20 protein-coding genes, 1 other RNA gene and 1 pseudogene are annotated in these 18,149 nt (G+C 56.7%); 10 read left to right on the forward strand and 12 right to left on the reverse strand.

Going from position 1 to position 18,149, the window contains the following annotated elements; all coding sequences use genetic code 11:
• Positions 1 to 11: 11 nt before the first annotated feature.
• Positions 12 to 797, reverse strand: coding sequence for a transporter substrate-binding domain-containing protein (locus AO068_RS09615; RefSeq protein ID WP_002551557.1), 786 nt, complete (start codon positions 795 to 797; stop codon positions 12 to 14).
• Positions 798 to 1,046: 249 nt separating this feature from the next.
• On the opposite strand from AO068_RS09615, the gene AO068_RS09620 reads away from it, so the two are divergent.
• The 6 genes from AO068_RS09620 (at position 1,047) to AO068_RS09645 (ending at position 7,133) form a co-directional block, all read left to right on the forward strand.
• Entirely contained in the window at positions 1,047 to 1,751 is a 705-nt protein-coding gene (locus AO068_RS09620) for a FadR/GntR family transcriptional regulator (RefSeq protein ID WP_004655184.1), read from the forward strand.
• A 121-nt stretch (positions 1,752 to 1,872) separates the two neighbouring features.
• On the forward strand, positions 1,873 to 2,202 hold the full coding sequence (gene trxA / locus AO068_RS09625) for a thioredoxin TrxA (protein ID WP_004655183.1): 330 nt from the start codon (positions 1,873 to 1,875) through the stop codon (positions 2,200 to 2,202).
• A 231-nt stretch (positions 2,203 to 2,433) separates the two neighbouring features.
• Positions 2,434 to 3,693, forward strand: coding sequence for a transcription termination factor Rho (gene rho, locus AO068_RS09630; protein ID WP_002551560.1), 1,260 nt, complete (start codon positions 2,434 to 2,436; stop codon positions 3,691 to 3,693).
• A 128-nt stretch (positions 3,694 to 3,821) separates the two neighbouring features.
• Entirely contained in the window at positions 3,822 to 5,288 is a 1,467-nt protein-coding gene (ubiD, locus tag AO068_RS09635; RefSeq protein ID WP_002551561.1) for a 4-hydroxy-3-polyprenylbenzoate decarboxylase, read from the forward strand.
• The gene (locus AO068_RS09640) at positions 5,288 to 6,256 is read left to right on the forward strand and encodes a CDP-6-deoxy-delta-3,4-glucoseen reductase (RefSeq protein ID WP_058408237.1); all 969 of its coding nucleotides are present in this window, start codon (positions 5,288 to 5,290) and stop codon (positions 6,254 to 6,256) included. Before ubiD ends, AO068_RS09640 begins: the two co-directional genes overlap by 1 nt.
• 208 nt (positions 6,257 to 6,464) lie before the next feature.
• The gene (locus AO068_RS09645) at positions 6,465 to 7,133 is read left to right on the forward strand and encodes a gamma-glutamylcyclotransferase (protein WP_002551563.1); all 669 of its coding nucleotides are present in this window, start codon (positions 6,465 to 6,467) and stop codon (positions 7,131 to 7,133) included.
• Between the two features lie 12 nt (positions 7,134 to 7,145).
• On the opposite strand, the gene glpT is transcribed toward AO068_RS09645, so the two are convergent.
• Entirely contained in the window at positions 7,146 to 8,495 is a 1,350-nt protein-coding gene (gene glpT / locus AO068_RS09650) for a glycerol-3-phosphate transporter (protein WP_058408238.1), read from the reverse strand.
• 273 nt (positions 8,496 to 8,768) lie between these two features.
• On the opposite strand from glpT, the gene AO068_RS09655 reads away from it, so the two are divergent.
• The gene (locus AO068_RS09655) at positions 8,769 to 9,434 is read left to right on the forward strand and encodes an energy transducer TonB (protein ID WP_122265390.1); all 666 of its coding nucleotides are present in this window, start codon (positions 8,769 to 8,771) and stop codon (positions 9,432 to 9,434) included.
• Positions 9,435 to 9,772: 338 nt separating this feature from the next.
• A pseudogene (locus AO068_RS29220) lies at positions 9,773 to 9,977 on the forward strand (energy transducer TonB); the annotation flags it as partial.
• A gap of 290 nt (positions 9,978 to 10,267) precedes the next feature.
• Here AO068_RS29220 and AO068_RS26780 read toward each other — a convergent pair.
• From AO068_RS26780 to AO068_RS09680, 5 genes are all read right to left on the reverse strand, one after another.
• Positions 10,268 to 10,789: a hypothetical protein gene (locus AO068_RS26780; RefSeq protein ID WP_235592540.1), complete on the reverse strand. Its 522-nt coding sequence runs from the start codon at positions 10,787 to 10,789 to the stop codon at positions 10,268 to 10,270.
• 266 nt (positions 10,790 to 11,055) lie between these two features.
• On the reverse strand, positions 11,056 to 11,793 hold the full coding sequence (locus AO068_RS09665; RefSeq protein ID WP_058408240.1) for a hypothetical protein: 738 nt from the start codon (positions 11,791 to 11,793) through the stop codon (positions 11,056 to 11,058).
• A 48-nt stretch (positions 11,794 to 11,841) separates the two neighbouring features.
• Positions 11,842 to 12,114 carry a bacteriocin immunity protein gene (locus tag AO068_RS09670; RefSeq protein WP_058408241.1) on the reverse strand — a complete coding sequence of 91 codons (273 nt, stop codon included), beginning with the start codon at positions 12,112 to 12,114 and terminating at the stop codon, positions 11,842 to 11,844.
• The gene (locus AO068_RS09675; RefSeq protein WP_058408256.1) at positions 12,104 to 13,759 is read right to left on the reverse strand and encodes an S-type pyocin domain-containing protein; all 1,656 of its coding nucleotides are present in this window, start codon (positions 13,757 to 13,759) and stop codon (positions 12,104 to 12,106) included. Before AO068_RS09675 ends, AO068_RS09670 begins: the two co-directional genes overlap by 11 nt.
• Positions 13,760 to 14,187: 428 nt before the next feature.
• On the reverse strand, positions 14,188 to 15,165 hold the full coding sequence (locus tag AO068_RS09680; RefSeq protein ID WP_058408242.1) for an NADPH:quinone oxidoreductase family protein: 978 nt from the start codon (positions 15,163 to 15,165) through the stop codon (positions 14,188 to 14,190).
• Positions 15,166 to 15,295: 130 nt separating this feature from the next.
• Between AO068_RS09680 and AO068_RS09685 the strand changes: the two genes are divergently transcribed.
• Positions 15,296 to 15,703 (forward strand): flagellar basal body-associated protein FliL, encoded by a 408-nt coding sequence (locus AO068_RS09685; protein ID WP_002551568.1) that lies wholly within the window; start codon positions 15,296 to 15,298, stop codon positions 15,701 to 15,703.
• A 6-nt stretch (positions 15,704 to 15,709) separates the two neighbouring features.
• On the opposite strand, the gene AO068_RS09690 is transcribed toward AO068_RS09685, so the two are convergent.
• A complete protein-coding gene (locus AO068_RS09690) occupies positions 15,710 to 16,159 on the reverse strand; it encodes an EVE domain-containing protein (protein ID WP_058408243.1) in 450 nt (149 codons plus the stop codon).
• Between the two features lie 193 nt (positions 16,160 to 16,352).
• On the opposite strand from AO068_RS09690, the gene AO068_RS29005 reads away from it, so the two are divergent.
• The gene (locus AO068_RS29005; RefSeq protein WP_058402774.1) at positions 16,353 to 16,505 is read left to right on the forward strand and encodes a hypothetical protein; all 153 of its coding nucleotides are present in this window, start codon (positions 16,353 to 16,355) and stop codon (positions 16,503 to 16,505) included.
• A gap of 45 nt (positions 16,506 to 16,550) precedes the next feature.
• On the opposite strand, the gene AO068_RS09695 is transcribed toward AO068_RS29005, so the two are convergent.
• The 4 genes from AO068_RS09695 to AO068_RS09705 all read right to left on the reverse strand — a co-directional run bounded on the left by AO068_RS09695 (position 16,551) and on the right by AO068_RS09705 (position 18,001).
• Complete coding sequence (locus AO068_RS09695; protein ID WP_058408244.1) at positions 16,551 to 17,162, reverse strand: 5-formyltetrahydrofolate cyclo-ligase; 612 nt, start codon at positions 17,160 to 17,162, stop codon at positions 16,551 to 16,553.
• Between the two features lie 94 nt (positions 17,163 to 17,256).
• Positions 17,257 to 17,435: non-coding RNA, 6S RNA (ssrS, locus tag AO068_RS26160), on the reverse strand.
• A gap of 30 nt (positions 17,436 to 17,465) precedes the next feature.
• Positions 17,466 to 17,795, reverse strand: coding sequence for a cell division protein ZapA (locus AO068_RS09700; RefSeq protein ID WP_003317331.1), 330 nt, complete (start codon positions 17,793 to 17,795; stop codon positions 17,466 to 17,468).
• Complete coding sequence (locus AO068_RS09705; protein ID WP_002551573.1) at positions 17,792 to 18,001, reverse strand: TIGR02449 family protein; 210 nt, start codon at positions 17,999 to 18,001, stop codon at positions 17,792 to 17,794. Before AO068_RS09705 ends, AO068_RS09700 begins: the two co-directional genes overlap by 4 nt.
• Positions 18,002 to 18,149 lie beyond the last annotated feature (148 nt).

An 18,149-nucleotide genomic window follows, 5' to 3' on the forward strand; every position in this document is an offset into this window, starting at 1 on the left:
GAAAGCAGTGATCAGAGATCGGCAGGCAGCGGTTGCTTCAGCCATTTCTGCGACGCTTTTTCCAGCGCGCCGTCAGCCTTGGCGGCGTTGAGGATCTCGTCGACCTTGCCCAGCAGTTCCGGCTGGCCTTTGTTTACGCCGACATAAACAGGCGAATCCTTGAGTTTCACTTTCAGCGCTGGAATGCGCTTGGGGTTGCGCTCGCTGATAGCGACCATCACCACGTTGCCGCTGGCGATCAGGTCGGTCTGGCCAGCCAGGTAGGCGGCGATGGTCGAGTTGTTATCTTCAAAGCGCTTGATGGTTGCGCCTTCCGGTGCAACTTTCGACAGCTCGATGTCTTCGATCGCGCCACGGGTGACACTGATGGTCTTGCCTTTCAGGTCAGCGATGTCCTTGACCGGAGAATCAGGTGGGCCGAATACCGCCAGGTAGAACGGCGCGTAAGCGCGGGAGAAGTCGATGACTTTCTCGCGATCCGGGTTCTTGCCCAGGCTGGAGATCACCAGATCAACCTTGCCGGTGGTCAGGAACGGAATGCGGTTGGTGCTGTTGACCGGCGTCAGTTCCAGCTTGACCTTCAATTGGTCGGCCAGCAGTTGCGCGGTGTCGATGTCCAGGCCGCGAGGCTTCATGTCCGGGCCGACCGAACCGAATGGCGGGAAGTCCTGCGGAACGGCCACCTTCAGGGTGCCACGCGCTACAACGTCGTCCAGGCCGTTGGCGTGGGCGGGTGTCTGGCTCAGCATCAGGCTGGCAAACAGTGCAGCAAGCAGGGCGCTGTAACGCTTGGTCATAGAAATCTCCGGGCGAAACGTAGGATGTTGGCCTGTCTCCAGTGCACAGCGCATGCCATCCGACGATGACGTGCCATAACTCAAGCTTTGCAGCGTGTTTATGGTCTTACTGGTCTGACCAGTCAAGGCATGGTTCGCCCTGCTTTGGCGCGTTGAAAAGCCCTGTCGCCCCAGCACTGGGCGTCGCTTGCCGAATCTTCGGGATGGCGATAAAAGGGATTTTTACTGGACTGACTGGCCTGAACAGTGATGCCCCACACCTCACTCGCAGTACCCGAATCAGCCCTCCGGGCCATTCGCAAGTTGATTGCCGAGCAAGGCTACAAGCCCGGCGAAAGCCTGCCATCGCAGCGCGATCTGGCTGTTTTGCTGGGGGTCAGTCGTGCTTCATTGCGTGAGGCCTTGTCATCGCTCAGCGCATTGGGAGTGGTCAGCGTTCAGCCGGGTAAAGGCGTGTTTGTGCAGTCCATTTCTGAACCAGAACAGCGCACGAGTGGTTTTTCCTGGCCTTTTGAGGCCCAGGTTTCTCCGGCCGACACGTTTCAACTGCGCTACGCGCTGGAAGGCTTCGCTGCGGGTCTGGCGGCCGTCACCCTGACCGCTGATGAACGGGATGTGCTTGAAGACAATGTCGAAGCCATGCGTATGGAATTGCGTGCCGGTGACTTCGAGGCCGCAGCCCGGCTGGATTTCGAGTTTCACCGGCACATCCTGGTCGCCAGCGGCAATCAGGCCATGCTGGGAATCGTGACCGCAGGTGCCGACATCTTCCTTGAGAGCCAGAAAATGCCGTTCATACGTGCGGCAAGGGTCATGGAAACCTGGCAGGAGCACCGCAAGATCCTTCGCGCGCTGGCTCGGCATGCGTCGGGGCCCGCGCAAAAGGCCATGCAGGATCATATCCGCGGCGCAGCACTTCGCACCGGCATCGTGTTCGTTTCGCCTTCCAGCTGAGCCCCTGCCATAACTCCAGTCATGCACCACCATAGCCAGACTCAATGAACCTTCGCTTCCTGAATGACTTGCAGCCCGCTATGATGAGCGTCGTTTTTCGCCTATGACCTCGGAGACTTCCATGAGCAACGAAAAGATCAAACACGTCACCGACGCTAACTTCGAAGCCGAAGTACTCAAGGCTGAGGGTGCTGTGCTTGTAGACTACTGGGCTGAGTGGTGCGGTCCGTGCAAGATGATTGCCCCGGTGCTGGACGAAATCGCCGACACCTATGCAGGCAAGCTGACAATTGCCAAGCTGAATATCGATGAAAATCAGGAAACCCCTGCCAAGCATGGCGTGCGCGGTATTCCGACGTTGATGCTGTTCAAGAATGGCAACGTTGAAGCGACCAAAGTCGGTGCGCTGTCGAAGTCGCAGCTGGCCGCGTTTCTCGACGCCAACATCTGAGACGTTTCAAAGCCCCGCAAGTTGCGGGGTTTTTTTCGGGCGCTGCACTAGACGCCTGGAAAATCCGGTGGTACATTCGGCCCCGCAACGGCTTCTCCGTTGCCCCCTGCTAGCCGTCGCCGACGCTCTCCTTTCGATTTAGTACGCGATCCTGTCGCCTTCTCTGCGGCGCGGCCTCATTAAGCCAAAAGCTTAATTTCCCCCTCCATACATGATTACGTCATTCCCCATATGAACCTGACTGAACTCAAGCAAAAGCCGATTACCGAATTGCTCGAAATGGCCGAACAGGCTGGCATAGAAAATATGGCCCGTTCGCGCAAGCAGGACGTCATTTTTTCCCTGCTCAAACGGCACGCCAAAAGTGGCGAGGAAATATCCGGTGATGGCGTGCTGGAGATTCTCCAGGACGGCTTCGGTTTCCTGCGCTCTGCAGACGCTTCCTACCTGGCCGGCCCGGATGACATCTATGTCTCCCCTAGCCAGATCCGCCGTTTCAACCTGCGTACCGGCGACACCATCGTTGGCAAGATCCGTCCACCAAAGGAAGGTGAGCGTTATTTCGCTCTGCTCAAGGTCGACACGATCAACTACGACCGTCCGGAAAACGCCAAGAACAAGATTCTGTTCGAAAACCTGACGCCGCTGTTCCCGACGATTCGCATGAAGATGGAAGCCGGTAACGGTTCCACCGAAGACCTGACCGGTCGTGTGATCGATCTGTGCGCACCGATCGGTAAAGGTCAGCGTGGTCTGATCGTTGCTCCGCCGAAAGCGGGCAAGACCATCATGCTGCAGAACATCGCGTCGAACATCACGCGTAACAACCCGGAAGTGCACCTGATCGTTCTGCTGATCGATGAGCGTCCGGAAGAAGTAACCGAAATGCAGCGCACCGTGCGCGGCGAAGTGGTTGCCTCGACATTCGACGAACCGCCAACCCGTCACGTACAGGTTGCCGAAATGGTGATCGAGAAGGCCAAGCGCCTGGTCGAGCACAAGAAAGACGTCGTTATCCTGCTGGACTCCATCACTCGTCTGGCTCGCGCCTACAACACCGTCATCCCGAGCTCCGGCAAGGTACTGACCGGTGGTGTCGATGCTCATGCACTCGAGAAGCCAAAGCGCTTCTTCGGTGCTGCGCGAAACATCGAAGAAGGCGGCTCGTTGACCATCATCGCCACCGCACTGGTTGAAACCGGTTCGAAGATGGATGAAGTCATCTACGAAGAGTTCAAGGGTACTGGCAACATGGAGCTGCCTCTGGATCGCAAGATCGCAGAGAAGCGTGTGTTCCCGGCCATCAACATCAACCGCTCCGGCACACGCCGTGAAGAGCTGTTGACCGCTGATGACGAGTTGCAGCGCATGTGGATCCTGCGCAAGCTGCTGCACCCGATGGACGAAGTCGCGGCTATCGAGTTCCTGATCGACAAGCTCAAGCAGACCAAGACCAACGACGAGTTCTTCCTGTCCATGAAACGCAAGTAACTGGCAGGCTGAAACAAAAAATGGTGTCCTTCGGGGCACCATTTTTTTTGCCTGCGCGCCGCCGATTAGCTGCCTTGAAGGGCTGGAGCAGGTACGATGTGCGTCTATTTGGATAAATGGCCGGGTTAATGAAATTCAAAGATCTAAGGGATTTCGTGCAGCAGCTTGAGCAGCGCGGAGAGTTGAAACGCATCCAGATGCCGATCTCGCCTGTGCTGGAAATGACTGAAATCTGCGACCGTACCCTGCGTGCCAAGGGCCCGGCCCTGCTGTTCGAAAAACCGGTCGGCTTTGATATTCCGGTGCTGGGCAACCTGTTCGGCACGCCCGAGCGCGTGGCCATGGGCATGGGCGCAGAGGCTGTCAGTGAGTTGCGTGAAATCGGCAAGCTGCTGGCGTTTCTGAAAGAACCCGAGCCGCCCAAGGGCCTGAAAGATGCCTGGTCCAAGCTGCCTATCTTCCGCAAAGTCATCGCCATGGCCCCCAAGGTGGTCAAGGATGCGCCCTGCCAGGAGATCGTCATCGAAGGTGATGACGTCGATCTCGGCATGCTGCCCGTGCAAACCTGCTGGCCGGGCGACGTCGCACCGCTGATTACCTGGGGTCTGACGGTCACCAAGGGTCCGAACAAAGAGCGGCAGAACCTCGGCATTTACCGTCAGCAGGTCATTGGCCGCAACAAGATCATCATGCGTTGGCTCAGCCATCGTGGCGGCGCGCTGGATTTTCGCGACTGGTGCGCCAAGCATCCCGGCGAACCTTATCCGGTTGCCGTCGCGCTGGGCGCTGACCCGGCGACCATTCTCGGTGCCGTGACGCCAGTACCGGACAGCCTGTCCGAATATGCCTTCGCCGGGCTGTTGCGTGGCTCGCGCACTGAGCTGATCAAGTGCCGTGGCAGCAATCTGCAAGTGCCGGCCAGCGCCGAGATCGTGCTGGAGGGTGTGATTCATCCGGGCGAGATGGCCGACGAAGGGCCTTATGGCGACCACACCGGCTATTACAACGAAGTCGACAGCTTTCCGGTGTTGACCGTCGAGCGCATCACGCACCGTATCAAGCCGATCTACCACAGCACCTACACCGGCCGTCCACCGGATGAGCCCGCCATTCTGGGCGTCGCGCTGAACGAAGTGTTCGTGCCGATTCTGCAAAAGCAGTTTCCGGAGATCGTCGATTTTTACCTGCCGCCCGAAGGTTGCTCGTATCGCATGGCGGTGGTGACCATCAAGAAACAGTACCCCGGTCATGCGAAGCGCGTGATGCTTGGGGTCTGGTCGTTCCTGCGCCAGTTCATGTACACCAAGTTCGTGATCGTCACCGACGACGACATCAATGCTCGTGACTGGAATGACGTGATCTGGGCCATCACCACCCGCATGGACCCCAAGCGCGACACGGTCATGATCGACAACACGCCTATCGATTACCTCGATTTTGCCTCTCCGGTGTCCGGGTTGGGATCGAAAATGGGCCTGGACGCCACTAACAAATGGCCAGGCGAAACCACGCGTGAATGGGGCAGGGCTATCGTCAAGGACGAAGCCACCACACGCCGCGTGGACGAGATCTGGACTCAGTTGGGAATAGACTGATGCGCGTAACCTTGCAGCCGTCAGGTGCGGTGCTGGACACCCTGCCGGGCGAGCGGATTCTCGATGCTGCGCAGCGTCTGGGCTATGAATGCCCGCAGAGCTGTCGTAACGGTAACTGTCATATCTGCTCGGCCTTGCTGGTCGAGGGGCGAGTGATGCAGTCGGGTCAGGAGCTTGATCACGGCGAGATTCATACGTGTGTAGCAGAGCCGCTTGAAGATTGTGTTGTGCTCTGGGATGGCGTGCTGGCCAAGGGTGAACTGCCGGTGCGCAGCTTTGCCTGTCAGGTGAGCGAGTGTGTCGAAATCGGTGGCGATGTCTGGCGGGTAGGCTTGCGCGCCCCGGCAGGCAAACCACCGCGTTATCACGCCGGACAGTACCTGATGATCGAGCGGGAGAATGGCGAGAAGTCGGCATTCTCCATCGCATCGGCACCGCACAGTGGCCGTGATCTGGAGCTGCATGTACTGGCTCGTGAAGACAGTGCGCGCAGCCTGATCGAGCAACTGCAACGCAACAAAATGGCGCGGGTTGAGCTGCCGTTTGGCGATACCCACCTTGCCGAGCTGCCGGACGGGCCTTTGGTATTGATTGCTGCCGGTACAGGTATGGCGCAAATGAACAGTTTGCTTGAGTACTGTCGCTCAGCAGGCTTCAGTCACCCGGTGCATTTGTACTGGGGCGTGCGTCGGCCCGAGGACTTTTACCAGGTCAGCCACTGGGATGAGTGGGCGAAACTGCCGAACCTGTTCCTGCACAAGGTCGTCAGTGACCTGTGTGGCTGGGAAGGGCGTTGTGGTCTGCTGCACGAGGCGGTTTGCGAAGACATCAAGGACCTGTCGGCGGTTTACGTCTACGCCAGCGGCTCACCTGCCATGGTTTACGGAACGCTGGACGCTCTTGTCAGTGCCGGAATGGACGCCCACCAGATGCGCGCAGACGTATTCGCCTACGCACCGCGTCCGTGATGCCGGACTGACGGCTGCATAACTGGAGTGTAAATTGCTTTAGCTGCTTATAGCTTACGGCGATGTCAATTCGTCGCCAGACAACTTTTTGTAGAAACAGGCCTTTGGCCTGTGGCGACAACCGAACCACGACACCCTGATGCCGCTCACCCACGAGCGAGTCAGCGGGGCTCGGTAAAAACTGACAGTCAGACTGTCAGGGAGGCAAATGGAGAATCCAATCAATGAGTTGGCCGCTGCAGTGCATGACGGCCTTGGGCTGACGTATCCGCCCGTTATCGATCTGGGTCCGCAGCTTACCCGCGAGCAACTGCTCGCATCCATGGACGCCACCATGCGTCTTCATAAAGGCGGCCCGGTCTGGCTGTTCGCCTACGGCTCGCTGATCTGGCGTCCCGAGTGCACCGCCGTAGAGAGCCAGCGCGGTCGGGTGCACGGTTATCACCGCGGGCTTTACCTGTGGTCGCACGAGCACCGCGGTACGCCGGAGGTGCCGGGCCTGGTATTCGGGCTGGATCGCGGCGGTTCATGCACCGGTTTTGCCTATCGCCTGCCGGATGAGTGCCTGGAGAAATCGCTGCTGGCCTTGTGGGAGCGTGAGATGCCATATCCCTCGTATCGCCCGCACTGGCTCAATTGCCGCCTTGAAGACGGCAGGAAGGTACAGGCGCTGGGCTTCGTGCTGGAACGGCATTTGCCCAGCTACGCGGGCAACCTGCCCGACAGTGTGTTGAGTCAGGTGCTGGCCAGCGCCAGCGGGCGCTATGGAACCACCCGCGAGTACGTTGAACAGACTGCCAAGGCCCTGCGTAGCCACGCCATGCCAGACCTGAATCTGGAGGCGCGGCTCAAGCGCTGCAAGTCAGAGACCGCCTGACCGGCCTTTGGGTCAGTCCTTGGTATCGCGCGAGGTGCTGGCGACCTGTTTGTGCCGCAGCGTCGGCGCAAGGAATGCCATCGCCAGAATGCACGCGCCGATCAGCAGCACAAAGCCGCCGTCCCAGCCGAAGTGGTCGACCGTGTAGCCCATCGCAGCACTCGCCGCGACCGACCCGCCCAGGTAGCCGAACAGCCCGGTAAAGCCGGCTGCCGTACCCGCTGCCTTCTTCGGTGCCAGTTCCAGCGCCTGCAGGCCGATCAGCATGACCGGGCCGTAGATCAGGAAACCGATAGACACCAGCGCGATCATGTCGACGGTCGGGTTGCCTTCAGGGTTCAGCCAATACACCAGCGTGGCAATGGTCACCAGGAACATGAACACCATGCCGGTCAGGCCGCGATTACCCTTGAAAATCTTGTCCGACATCCAGCCGCACAGCAGCGTGCCCGGAATACCTGCCCACTCGTAAAGAAAATAGGCCCATGAGGTCTTGTCGACCGTGAAGTGCTTGGCTTCTTTCAGGTAGGTCGGGGCCCAGTCCAGCACGCCGTAGCGCAGCAGATAAACGAACACGTTGGCCATCGCGATGTACCACAGGAACTTGTTGCGCAGCACGTACTTGACGAAGATTTCCCGGGCGCTGAATTCCTCTTCGTGGCTGGCATCGTAGCCTTCCGGGTAATCGTTCTTGTAGTGCTCGATAGGCGGCAGGCCGACCGATTGCGGGGTGTCACGCATGGTCGCGAATGCGAACACCGCGACCAGCAACGCAACCGCCGCCGGCACGTAGAACGCCGCATGCCAGTCGTTGGTCCAGCCCATGCCGAGCAGGAACAGCGGGCCGATCAGGCCGCCGCCAACGTTGTGCGCCACGTTCCACACAGACACCACGCCGCCGCGCTCTTTCTGCGACCACCAGTGGACCATCGTCCGCCCGCTCGGCGGCCAGCCCATGCCCTGGGCCCAGCCATTGATGAACAACAGCACGAACATGATCGTGACACTGGACGTCGCCCACGGCGCGAAGCCGAAGATGAACATGATTCCGGCAGAAACCAATAGCCCGAAGGGCAGGAAGTAGCGCGGGTTGGAGCGGTCCGAAACAATCCCCATGAGGAATTTCGACAAGCCATAGGCAATTGCGCTGGCCGACATCGCAACGCCCAACTGACCACGCGTATAGCCCTCGTCGATCAGATACGGCATCGCCAGCGAGAAATTCTTGCGCAGCAGGTAGTAACCGGCATAGCCGATAAAGATGCCTGCGAAGATCTGCCAGCGCAGACGCCGATAAGTGCTATCGACCTTTTCTTCGGGAAGGGGTGCCTGATGCCTGGCAGGGCGGAAAAACCCAAACATGGAGAAGCTCCTGATTATTGTTTTTTTGCGAATGCGAATATTACATTTTCATTACAGAAAAAAGCAGTGCCTTTGGACTGATTTTTTGTAGGAGATACGGACGTTTTCCTGTTCTTTTATGAACATTTGGCGAGTGTTTGTATGTGTTTCAAAAGTTTGGGATGGGTCCTACAGGCGTATCGGAAGCCGCGTGCTTACTGGTCTTTCGGCAGACTTTTACCATCGTCGTCATTGCGCCGCAGCGGCGCACCACGACGATGAGCCCTTACAACAATGAGAATTTCCGCCTTCATGATTGCCGTCGCACTGGCCCCGCACGTTGGCGCGACGGAGTCATTTCTGGTGCCGGTGTACACGCCAGCACCGGTGTTTCCTCCTGAACTGGTCAAGACCCGCTACGCAGGCAAGGTCCGGGCACAGCTGTGGATAAAGTCCGACGGTCAGGTCCGCGAAGTCAGGGCCGTAGAGAGCGGCCACCCGCAACTCGCCGAAGCGGTGGAGCAGGCGCTCCGCCAGTGGCGTTACAAACCCTGGGTCGGAACAGTCGGCGCGCCGCCCATGACCACGATCACCGTGCCGGTGATTTTCGGCTCCCATGGCTATAGGCGTTTCAATACCGAAGTCACCGTCGGCCTGGGCAACATCCGTTGCGGTTACCTCAACCACGAAGTGAAATCCGCCCGCCAGGACTATCCCAAAGAGCCGCTGAGTAAAGTCGACGTGTTCTGGTACACCGGGCAGGCGCTGTTCGGCAGTCATGTTGCCCACCAGCGCAGCGAGCCCCAGCGCAAGGCGTTGCTTGAACTGCTCGGAACGTCGATACCTGCGGTAGTGAGCAACTGCAGAGGCAATCCGGATCATCTGTATGGGGATTACCTGCCTGCGCCGGTCAAGGTATTGATGGTCGGGTTGGCCGAGCAAGCGGAGGGCAGCGAATGAGCCGTGTGCTGGGCGGTATTGATCATGGTCTTCGTGAGTGCCGCGTACTTGTGGGAGTGAGCTTGCTCACGAAGAGGCCGGTACAGCCGACGGATATCTCTCGTTTCGCAAGCGCCAGCGGGAACGCCCTTCGTAAGGCTCTGCTTCACAACTCACGCCATGACTCACATTCAGGATTGGACGTAAAGTCTCCAGCAAAGCATGAGCGGGCATGGCAACGTGTTGCCCTGTGAATACGTCTTCGCGAGCAAGCTCGCTCCCACATTTGGGGCAATCCCCTTGCTTTTGAGCGAGACTCAGTCTTGGCAAGCAAAACCTATGTGGGTGACAGGTGGCATAAGGAGGGCAAGCCGGATGCGTGATGCGAAAAGAACTGTACCTGTCGAGCGGTCCGGTCATAGCGCAATTTCTCACCCTTGACGAACGTCAGGCATTGGTTGTTGAGCTGCTGGAGGCGGCGCCGGGGATTATCGCCCAATGTCAAAAAATCCGATGCGTAAGTATGTGGATTATTTGCCGGAGAATGTGAGGAAGGTGTTGTAGGAAGGGCGGGGCATCAGCGAAGTGCCAGTATCAAAGCAGTTTCAGAATGCAGCCCTGTGGTTGACGACGACCCTGTGTTTCATCAGAATGCTCGCGAGGGCTCAATAAGAGCAGGGCCTGCTCGATTCAATGACGATACCGGCGAGCAGGTGTGGATTGTGCGAGGCGTCACTCGTGCGGTAGCGGCAACTGGCGACAACGGTTGGCTTTCGACCCCTTTCAGGCCTCGTGTCTGGACGTGCTAAGCAAGCGCTGCGACTACCAGCCCTCTCGTACTCTGAAAAAGGCGCCTATGGCGCTTTTTTTGGTTTCAGAGTCCCTACTTTGATCGCCGGTCGCCTCCTAAGTATTTTGTAGGCGGTGACCACCGAGTAGAAAAATCCTCGTTCAGCTTCTTCTTGTGGCGACAAAATTGCGCACCCTCTGGCATTTCGTATGACCGTAAGTCGATGCCCATCACGCGTCTGATAACCCTCGCAATAAATCTGTGCACCTGCACTTAAAATTCCGGCAACAAATGCAGATACATCCTGAATGGTTTTGCAGCCAGACTTGGCCAGTTCATGACCGTGCCCCTGCCAAATGTGGTTGACTCCAAAACCGCTACTGAAGCCGAAATGCTTACCTACACGCAAATAAATTTCTCCGCCTGGCAAGGTCAGATTGCGGCTTTCGTACATAGAAATGTAACCGAAGCTCAACTCTCCTGAGGTCGGGTGAGGGATGCAATAATCTTTGTCTAGAGTGGAAAAGTCATAAGCTGTCGGCATATCCGCCGTGGCCAAAACAATCTGTGTTACCTGGTAAGCCAAGTCAGGCTCGGTCGGCGGCGTTAATGCTGACAAAATCAAGTCGTCCGTAACAAGCAAGGCCCGAGTCGGGAAAGCGGCTATTTTCTCACAGCTTTAATCGTGTTAACGGCGAAGTTGCTATCAGTTATTTCAAGGAGGCGGAGGTCAGGGTCGAGCATGATCTGAGTAGCGATCAGGTCTGTTTTGATGCCTTGCGTCAGTTCCACTTGATGCACAGTGCCGAGACCAAAGCGTCATCGCCTTGGTCCCGGCCTTGTCGCGAAAGATTAGTGAGTGGCGCTCATATGTTGAATCGTTTCAAGCTGGCTCAGTCCGAGCGCGCCGTGAGCGTTGATCGCGTTCGAGAAGTCTGTGATCGCGATTTCGATAGTGCCTCTCAGTACCTTGATTGCATTATCGATTTCTCGCGACGCTTCAGGTCCAAATGTCACCTCGACCGCATGGCGGGATTCGGCCTCTTTAGCGCGAGCTTCCTCGGCTTTGCGCAAGGCCAAAGCGTGCTTGGCTTCTTCGACCTGACGCTGTGCAAGTTGTAACGCGGCCTCTATGGCCCGCTGCTGCGCTGCTTGTTCCTCCGCGAGTCGTCGAGCTGCCGCTTCAGCCTCGGCTCTTGCGCGCGCTGCTCCTTCGGCTTGGGCTTCCTGGGCAAGGCGCTCAGCGTGTTGGCGACCAAGTTCTGATAGCCTGGCAAATAAGTCTTCGATGCTGCGCTTGAAGTTCTCCAAGCCAAGAATGCTGTCTAAGAAAGATCTCGCTTCGGCTACCAAATCCGCAAGGCCGCCGTTCCCGGGCGCAATTCGTATGTTTTCCTTGGGCGTATTGGCAAGCTCGATATATCCCGGCTGCAGATGTGCTCGTTTACTGCTGATCAGATGGTTTGCAGCATGTATGTATTTGTCGGCTATTTCTATATAGTTCATCCCGCTCCAGTCGCCGACGTAAGCTGCAAGCTCGGTCTGTATATGGTCAGGTAATTGCCGAAGGTGATAATTTAGTTCTTCCATGAGTGTCTTCCTTTTTTACAGTAGTTGAGCTGATGGTATAAGGGCTGTTTAGTTTTTAAATCCCGGCTTGCCATTTTTAGCTCGCCATTCTTTGATTGTTTTTAAAATACCCTTCGGGGTGTCCTCCTGACCTTCCTCGGGATAAAAGATTACGTCTGTTTGCGCTGGATGCTCTGTCACCTTTACAAAGTGCTTAACTAAACGATCCATGTGCTTAACAAACTCATCACCATGAAGTTGAATGTGTTGAGAAGAGAGTCCCCTCAAAAACTCCAGGAATTCTTCTTCGGTGTAATCTTCTAGCTTTTCTTTAAAGATCATTTTTTTGGCTCCTGTGATGATCAATATGTTGCCTTGGTGTCATAATAACCAAGTTGTCAATGTCATAAACCGCGCCGCCTTTTGAAATATAATTTTTATGATGGATTTCAAATCTCGTACGGCCTCCGGCTTGGTCGCTGAGTCTAGGGTGGGGCGCACCACCACCTCGCATTATTTCAAGGTTATTCTGAGTAAACTGTTTCCCTAGCTCGGGATCATCGGCTACGGCTATCCAGGTTGCTTTCCTCAGTGAAGCAAAATCACCAAATCGTCGTCCGCGCAGTTGATCTGCAATATGCGTCGGAATCGATGCGCCTTCTGCACGCGTTCTGTCTCCTAGCCAAACTCCAGTCACCGCTTCACCATACCTACTCGCAACCCCCGGGATCGACCTCGGGTCCTTGAACAGCAGGTAGCTATTCGGCAGCCCTGAATCAATCGGCGAGATGAGAATGTAATCATCAGGATCATCTCGATCAATCGCCGGGTAAGCTTCAAGCTCGGGTACAAAAGGTGTCACTACGTTGCCTGGATCTGTCGGCAACGCGGGTGGCCCTGCGGGTGAGCTTGTCGAACTGTCCGCCGGTTGTGCTATTGGCGTCCATATAAGGGCCGGTGTCGATTCCCCGTCTCGGATAAACTCGTAGGAATTGTTCAGTGCGTTATAGGTGAAAGTTCTTACGCGAACCTTGGTACCTACTTTCACACCATCCGCAGCTACCCAGCGTGCAGCGCCGCTTGCGCCAGCTCCATCGGACGTCAGTCGATGAGGCACATCCAGCGTGCCTTTGACGCTGGCAAGGTACTGCAGATCGATATGCGGTGGCAGGTTGAGCTGCGACAGAGGTGTGGCGATCACAGCAGGCGGCAGCTCTGAGTCGCCCAACGGTTGTGGATACATCGCCAGCAAGGTGACCAGATTGCTGCCAAGTGTTCTGGTCGCGATCCTGATGAGCTGGTCTTTCGCGATGTTGGTCGCAACGGTCCTGATGCCCGGTGCTGCGGTGGTGGTTGACGCGGGGGCAATAACTGACCACAGCTTGTTGATGCCAGCGGCCTGTCGGGATGATGTCCGATCTGCATCCTGACTCGCCGTTTTATCAGCTAGCGACAGTTCAGCATGGCGCATGGAAAGTGCTGCTGATTGTTCATTGAGCAGCGTGACCGACTCGGCAAGAAGCTTTGCTTCGTAGGTTTGAGATAACGCGTTTACCCACGCTTCATGGGCCTGCTGCACACGTTGAGGATCACCCTGGCTGAAGTACACCAAATAGTTGAGGTGGTCCTTTTGTGTGGCATGGTCAAGTTCTTGACCGGCCAGACTAATAGCCTGAGTGCGACGCTCTTCCAGTAAAGGCTGTTTGGTTGCGAGTAAGTAGTTAACGTTGGTTTTTTTCTGAAGTATCAGCTCAAGAGCCTGCTTGTCGCCTGGGTAATCAACATTCAGGTCATGACCCGGCGCTACTTCTTTTTGAAGATTATTCGGCAGCGATGCAGAAGCCAGTAAATAGTTTTGTGCAAATCCAGATTGTAACGACGGGTAGGCATTCGTCAGCGCTTCAAGAGCCAGTCGATGGGCCTGATCCTTTTCGGCCTGTGCACGTACTTGCGTTTCAATACGTTCTCGCTCGGCGGCTTCTGCCATTGCCTGGGCATGTGCCTCAGCGTGTACTCTTGCGAGGTGAGCCGCGTGTTCTGCCGCTTGCCGCTGGGCTAACGCATGCGCATCTGTTTCTTGTTGTCTTAATAGACGTCTCAGCTGTTTATTAGTGATACCTCTTCGGCGGCCGCGCCCAGGGCCTAGGCCGGTATTGCTTGGTCCGCCGCCATCGCCACCGATTCCAATGCTCCAGCCTGAGTTACCTCCGCCACTCGCTTTATTAGCAGATGCCTCAGCGGCTGCCCGGTCTGCGGACCCTAAATCTGGAGTGGGCCAGTATTTTACATATATATGTTTTTCTTGATCGTCTGCCATACAGTTCTCCTTATTAGCTGTATGGCGACTAATTAATCTGCTTTTTCTCCGTCATTGTGATATATAAATATTTTTTGACTAATACTGTATTAAGCGTGTTAATTCACCAAAACCACCACCTTCCCCACAGCCCTGCGCTCACCCAACAAATCAATCGCCTCCCCAGCCTTTTCCAGCGGATAAACCGTCGACACCAGCGGCTTCAATTTCCCTTCTTCAAACCACGCAAACAGCTGCTTGAAGTTCGCCGCATTGTCCTGCGGTTGCCGCTGAGCAAACGAGCCCCAGAACACGCCGACCACCGATGCGCCCTTAAGCAGGGTCAGGTTGACGGGCAGGTCCGGGATGCGGCCGCTGGCGAAGCCGACGACCAGCAGGCGGCCGTTCCAGGCGATGGCGCGGATGGCCTGGTCAAAAAGGTCGCCGCCGACCGGGTCGTAGATGACGTCGGCGCCGTTGCCGTTGGTGAGGCGTTTTACTTCGTCCTTGAGGCTGGTTTCGCTGTAGTTGATCAGTTCGTCTGCGCCTGCGTTTTTGGCGACTTCAAGTTTTTCAGCGCTGCTGGCGGCGGCGATGACGCGTGCGCCGAGGGCTTTACCAATTTCCACGGCGGCCAGGCCCACGCCGCCGGATGCGCCGAGCACCAGCAGGGTTTCGCCGGCTTGCAGGTTGGCGCGTTGTTTGAGCGCATGCATGGAGGTGCCGTAGGTCATGCTGAACGCCGCAGCGGTGGTGAAGTCCATGCTCGTCGGTATCGGCAGTACGTTGTAACCGGGTACAGCGACCTGCTCGGCAAAACTGCCCCAGCCGGTGAGCGCCATCACGCGGTCGCCGGGCTTGAGATGGGTTACCTTTTCACCGACGGCCGCTATCACGCCGGCGGCCTCGCCACCCGGCGAGAAAGGGAAGGGGGGCTTGAACTGGTATTTGCCCTCGATGATCAACGTGTCGGGAAAGTTGACCCCGGCGGCGTGCACGTCGAGGAGGATTTCGTTCTTTTTGATCTCGGGGCCAGGCACGTCTTCAAGCACCAGCGTGCTGGCCGGACCGAAGGCTTTGCATAACAGGGCTTTCATTAGGCTATTCCTTTTTCGGTAATGGCCGATAAAGTGAGTTAAGTGGGTTCTCGGGTCAACAAGCATGGCCCGGCCTGATAAGCACACATAAGCTGTAAGCTACGTGGCAAACCGTATTAAGGAGTGGACTGTGAAAGCGTGGATTCTGGTATTGCTGGCCTTGTCATTGCCTGTCATGGCGCAAGAGGAAGCCAAGGAAGAAGGCGGCCCGCCCAAAGCGGCCTATGTCTCGCTGACGCCGCCGTTCGTGGGCAACTACGCGCTGGATGGCGGCCCCAAGCTGCGCGTCTACAAGGCTGACATCGCGTTGCGTGTAACGGGTGCCGATGCCGAGGCGGCGGTGAAACGCAATGACGCCTTGATCCGTAATCAACTGGTGTCGTTGTTCACTCAGCAGACGGTTGATTCCATGAGCAGTGCCGAGGCGAAGGAAAACATTCGTCAGGAAGCGCTCAAGCAGGTGCAGCGCGTCATGAACGATGAAGAAGGCAAGCCGATTGTCGAAGACTTGCTGTTCAATAACTTCATCGTTCAATAACGCGTGTCAGCGCAGTGCCAGGATCGCCGTCCATTGTTCGGCGGTAACCGGCATCACTGAAAGCCGACTGCCTTTTTGCACCAGAGGCAGTTGCTCCAGCTGGCTTTGTTGCTTCAGATAACCGAGCCCCAGGACGTTCTTGAAGATATCCACAAACTCGACGTCTATGGCGCTCCACGGGTTTTTATCCGCGCTGGCCTTGGCGTCGTGATAGTGGCTGTCGGGGTCCAGTGCAGTGGGGTCCGGATAAGCGGCTTTGGCGATTTTGCCGATGCCGGCGATTCCCGGCTCCGGGCAACTGGAGTGGTAGAAAAAGAATTCGTCGCCCTCTGCCATGCTCCTTAGAAAATTACGCGCCTGATAGTTGCGCACCCCGTCCCAGCGGGCGTTACCCCGTTTTTGCAGGTCGCTGATCGAGAATTCGTCAGGCTCGGACTTCATCAGCCAATAGGCCATTGCTCTCTCTCCAGAGACAAAAGTTCACGGTATTACCGACAGTTTGATGACAAACCGACAGTCGGCTTGCGCCACTATTTGCGTACTGGTTCACGTTACCGCAAAATGCCGCCCTTTAAAGCTCCACGCTGTTGCACGGCCTATACAAAAACCGATGCTGACATCGTATTGATTTGCCTAAGGAGGGCAGTCAATGAAACGCAAGCCTGATTTACTCTGGATTCTGGTTATTCTGTTTGGCTTGGGTGTTGTGACAACCGGTTATGCGCAAAGCTTATGGACCAGCAAGGATGACGCTCCAGTCGAAATCACTCAACAACAGCAAAAAATCCCCGGCAGGCATTAAGCCCTGCTTCTGCTCTGATCGTTGACTGCCCTGTTGGCTGAACGATCAGAGTATCTGTGTCAGATACCAGCCTTTATCAGATACCGTGCTTTGCAGCGGTACATCCCAACTGGCCTGCGCCAGTCGATCCACTTTCTGACATTCGTGAGCCAGCCCGAGTAGAACCGGTTTGCGCCAGGCCTTTCTGCGTGCCAGATACGCCAGGCTGCGGTCATAAAACCCACCGCCCATGCCCAGGCGACCGCCTTCGTTATCGAACCCTACCAATGGCATCAGCACCAGATCGAGTGCCCACACATGGCGTTGTTTCGCACGGTTGATGAGAGGCTCGGGAATGCGGAAGCGATTGGGGATGAATTTTTCGCCGGGACGCACGCGCTGAAAAACCATGCGCGTGCGCGGCCATGCATTGAGCACCGGCAGGTAAGTGGCCTTGCCGCGTCGTTGTGCTTCACGCAGCAACAGCCGCGGGTCGATCTCGCCATCCATCGGCAGGTACAGCGAAACATGCCGGGCACGTCGAAACAGCGGGTGCTGCGCCAATTGGCGGTAAACATCGCGGGCTGCTGCGCGTTGCTGGCTGCGAGTCAGCGCCCTGCGTGCCTTGCGTAGCTGGCGGCGCAGTTGTGGACGGGTGAGCGATTGGGCGCTGATCATGAGCAGAAGGTCATGCAGGCTGATCCGGGAAGGGTGTTGAAACCAGGGCAGGATCGTCGTTGCCAGACAGCAGGGCTGGCAACGAACTGAATATGGACTCCCCGACGAACCGCTGTCGGTTTAGCCCTTGAACCCGAAAGTTCAAGGTGGAGATTGCAGGAGGTTTTAAGGCTTTCCGTCGAGCGGACATGCACACCAACCCCAACGTGCAACCCCCGTGGTTGTGCGTATCGGCTCAGGGACATGACCGACTGGCAAGCACTCCAGGGAGCAGCGCGAGTATACAGAAATGCCCCGCAATAATCAGCCCCGAGTTGAATCCGGTGTGCCGGGCGTGTCTGTGGCCAGCACCAGATCGACCTTGTCGAGCAGATCGCGGACCTGTTCGCGAGTCGAACCGCTGGTCTGTACGTCAGGCAAATGTTCTTTATGCAGCAGGTCGTGAGTGATGTTGAGCGCGGCCATCACAGCGATGCGATCGGCACCGATGACTTTGCCGCTGCTGCGGATTTCACGCATCTTGCCGTCCAGATAACGGGCGGCGCTTACCAGGTTGGTGCGCTCTTCCTGAGGGCAGATGATCGAGTATTCCTTGTCGAGGATCTGAACGGTAACGCTGTTGCCATTGCTCATGAGTCTTGCTCCAGGGCTTTGAGGCGCGAAATCATTGACTCGACCTTCTGCCGGGCGATTTCGTTTTTTTCAATGAGTTGGGCGCGTTCCTCGCGCCAGGTCTTTTCCTGAGCTAATAGGAGTGCATTTTGGCCTTTAAGTTGCTCGGCATACTTCAGGAGCAGCTCCACACGTTTCATCAGCGCTTGCAGGTCGGTGTCTTCCATTGTTTTCCACTGAATACTTTCTGATGAATGGCAGGGGAGGCGATGCTTGTGCTCAAGCTCGAACCGCCGTCCGGGTGATCTTGTCGCGCGGATAGTCTAGGATACAAGGCCTTCATTCTAGACATTGCGCCGTTTGGCGACTAGCTAC

This window comes from Pseudomonas sp. ICMP 3272, assembly GCF_001466905.1.
Classification (GTDB): Bacteria; Pseudomonadota; Gammaproteobacteria; order Pseudomonadales; family Pseudomonadaceae; genus Aquipseudomonas; species Aquipseudomonas amygdali.

What these genes read in the sequence shown, in the direction of transcription:
- ubiD (WP_002551561.1), top strand. Translation starts at nt 3,822, where the DNA reads ATGAAATTCAAAGATCTAAGGGATTTCGTGCAGCAGCTTGAGCAGCGC.
- AO068_RS09640 (WP_058408237.1), top strand. Translation starts at nt 5,288, where the DNA reads ATGCGCGTAACCTTGCAGCCGTCAGGTGCGGTGCTGGACACCCTGCCG.
- AO068_RS09705 (WP_002551573.1), bottom strand. Translation starts at nt 18,001, where the DNA reads ATGGAAGACACCGACCTGCAAGCGCTGATGAAACGTGTGGAGCTGCTC.
- AO068_RS09655 (WP_122265390.1), top strand. Translation starts at nt 8,769, where the DNA reads ATGAGAATTTCCGCCTTCATGATTGCCGTCGCACTGGCCCCGCACGTT.
- AO068_RS09615 (WP_002551557.1), bottom strand. Translation starts at nt 797, where the DNA reads ATGACCAAGCGTTACAGCGCCCTGCTTGCTGCACTGTTTGCCAGCCTG.
- AO068_RS09665 (WP_058408240.1), bottom strand. Translation starts at nt 11,793, where the DNA reads ATGGAAGAACTAAATTATCACCTTCGGCAATTACCTGACCATATACAG.
- AO068_RS09695 (WP_058408244.1), bottom strand. Translation starts at nt 17,162, where the DNA reads ATGATCAGCGCCCAATCGCTCACCCGTCCACAACTGCGCCGCCAGCTA.
- AO068_RS09620 (WP_004655184.1), top strand. Translation starts at nt 1,047, where the DNA reads ATGCCCCACACCTCACTCGCAGTACCCGAATCAGCCCTCCGGGCCATT.
- trxA (WP_004655183.1), top strand. Translation starts at nt 1,873, where the DNA reads ATGAGCAACGAAAAGATCAAACACGTCACCGACGCTAACTTCGAAGCC.
- AO068_RS09675 (WP_058408256.1), bottom strand. Translation starts at nt 13,759, where the DNA reads ATGGCAGAAGCCGCCGAGCGAGAACGTATTGAAACGCAAGTACGTGCA.
- rho (WP_002551560.1), top strand. Translation starts at nt 2,434, where the DNA reads ATGAACCTGACTGAACTCAAGCAAAAGCCGATTACCGAATTGCTCGAA.
- AO068_RS09700 (WP_003317331.1), bottom strand. Translation starts at nt 17,795, where the DNA reads ATGAGCAATGGCAACAGCGTTACCGTTCAGATCCTCGACAAGGAATAC.
- AO068_RS09670 (WP_058408241.1), bottom strand. Translation starts at nt 12,114, where the DNA reads ATGATCTTTAAAGAAAAGCTAGAAGATTACACCGAAGAAGAATTCCTG.
- glpT (WP_058408238.1), bottom strand. Translation starts at nt 8,495, where the DNA reads ATGTTTGGGTTTTTCCGCCCTGCCAGGCATCAGGCACCCCTTCCCGAA.
- AO068_RS09690 (WP_058408243.1), bottom strand. Translation starts at nt 16,159, where the DNA reads ATGGCCTATTGGCTGATGAAGTCCGAGCCTGACGAATTCTCGATCAGC.
- AO068_RS09680 (WP_058408242.1), bottom strand. Translation starts at nt 15,165, where the DNA reads ATGAAAGCCCTGTTATGCAAAGCCTTCGGTCCGGCCAGCACGCTGGTG.
- AO068_RS09645 (WP_002551563.1), top strand. Translation starts at nt 6,465, where the DNA reads ATGGAGAATCCAATCAATGAGTTGGCCGCTGCAGTGCATGACGGCCTT.
- AO068_RS29005 (WP_058402774.1), top strand. Translation starts at nt 16,353, where the DNA reads ATGAAACGCAAGCCTGATTTACTCTGGATTCTGGTTATTCTGTTTGGC.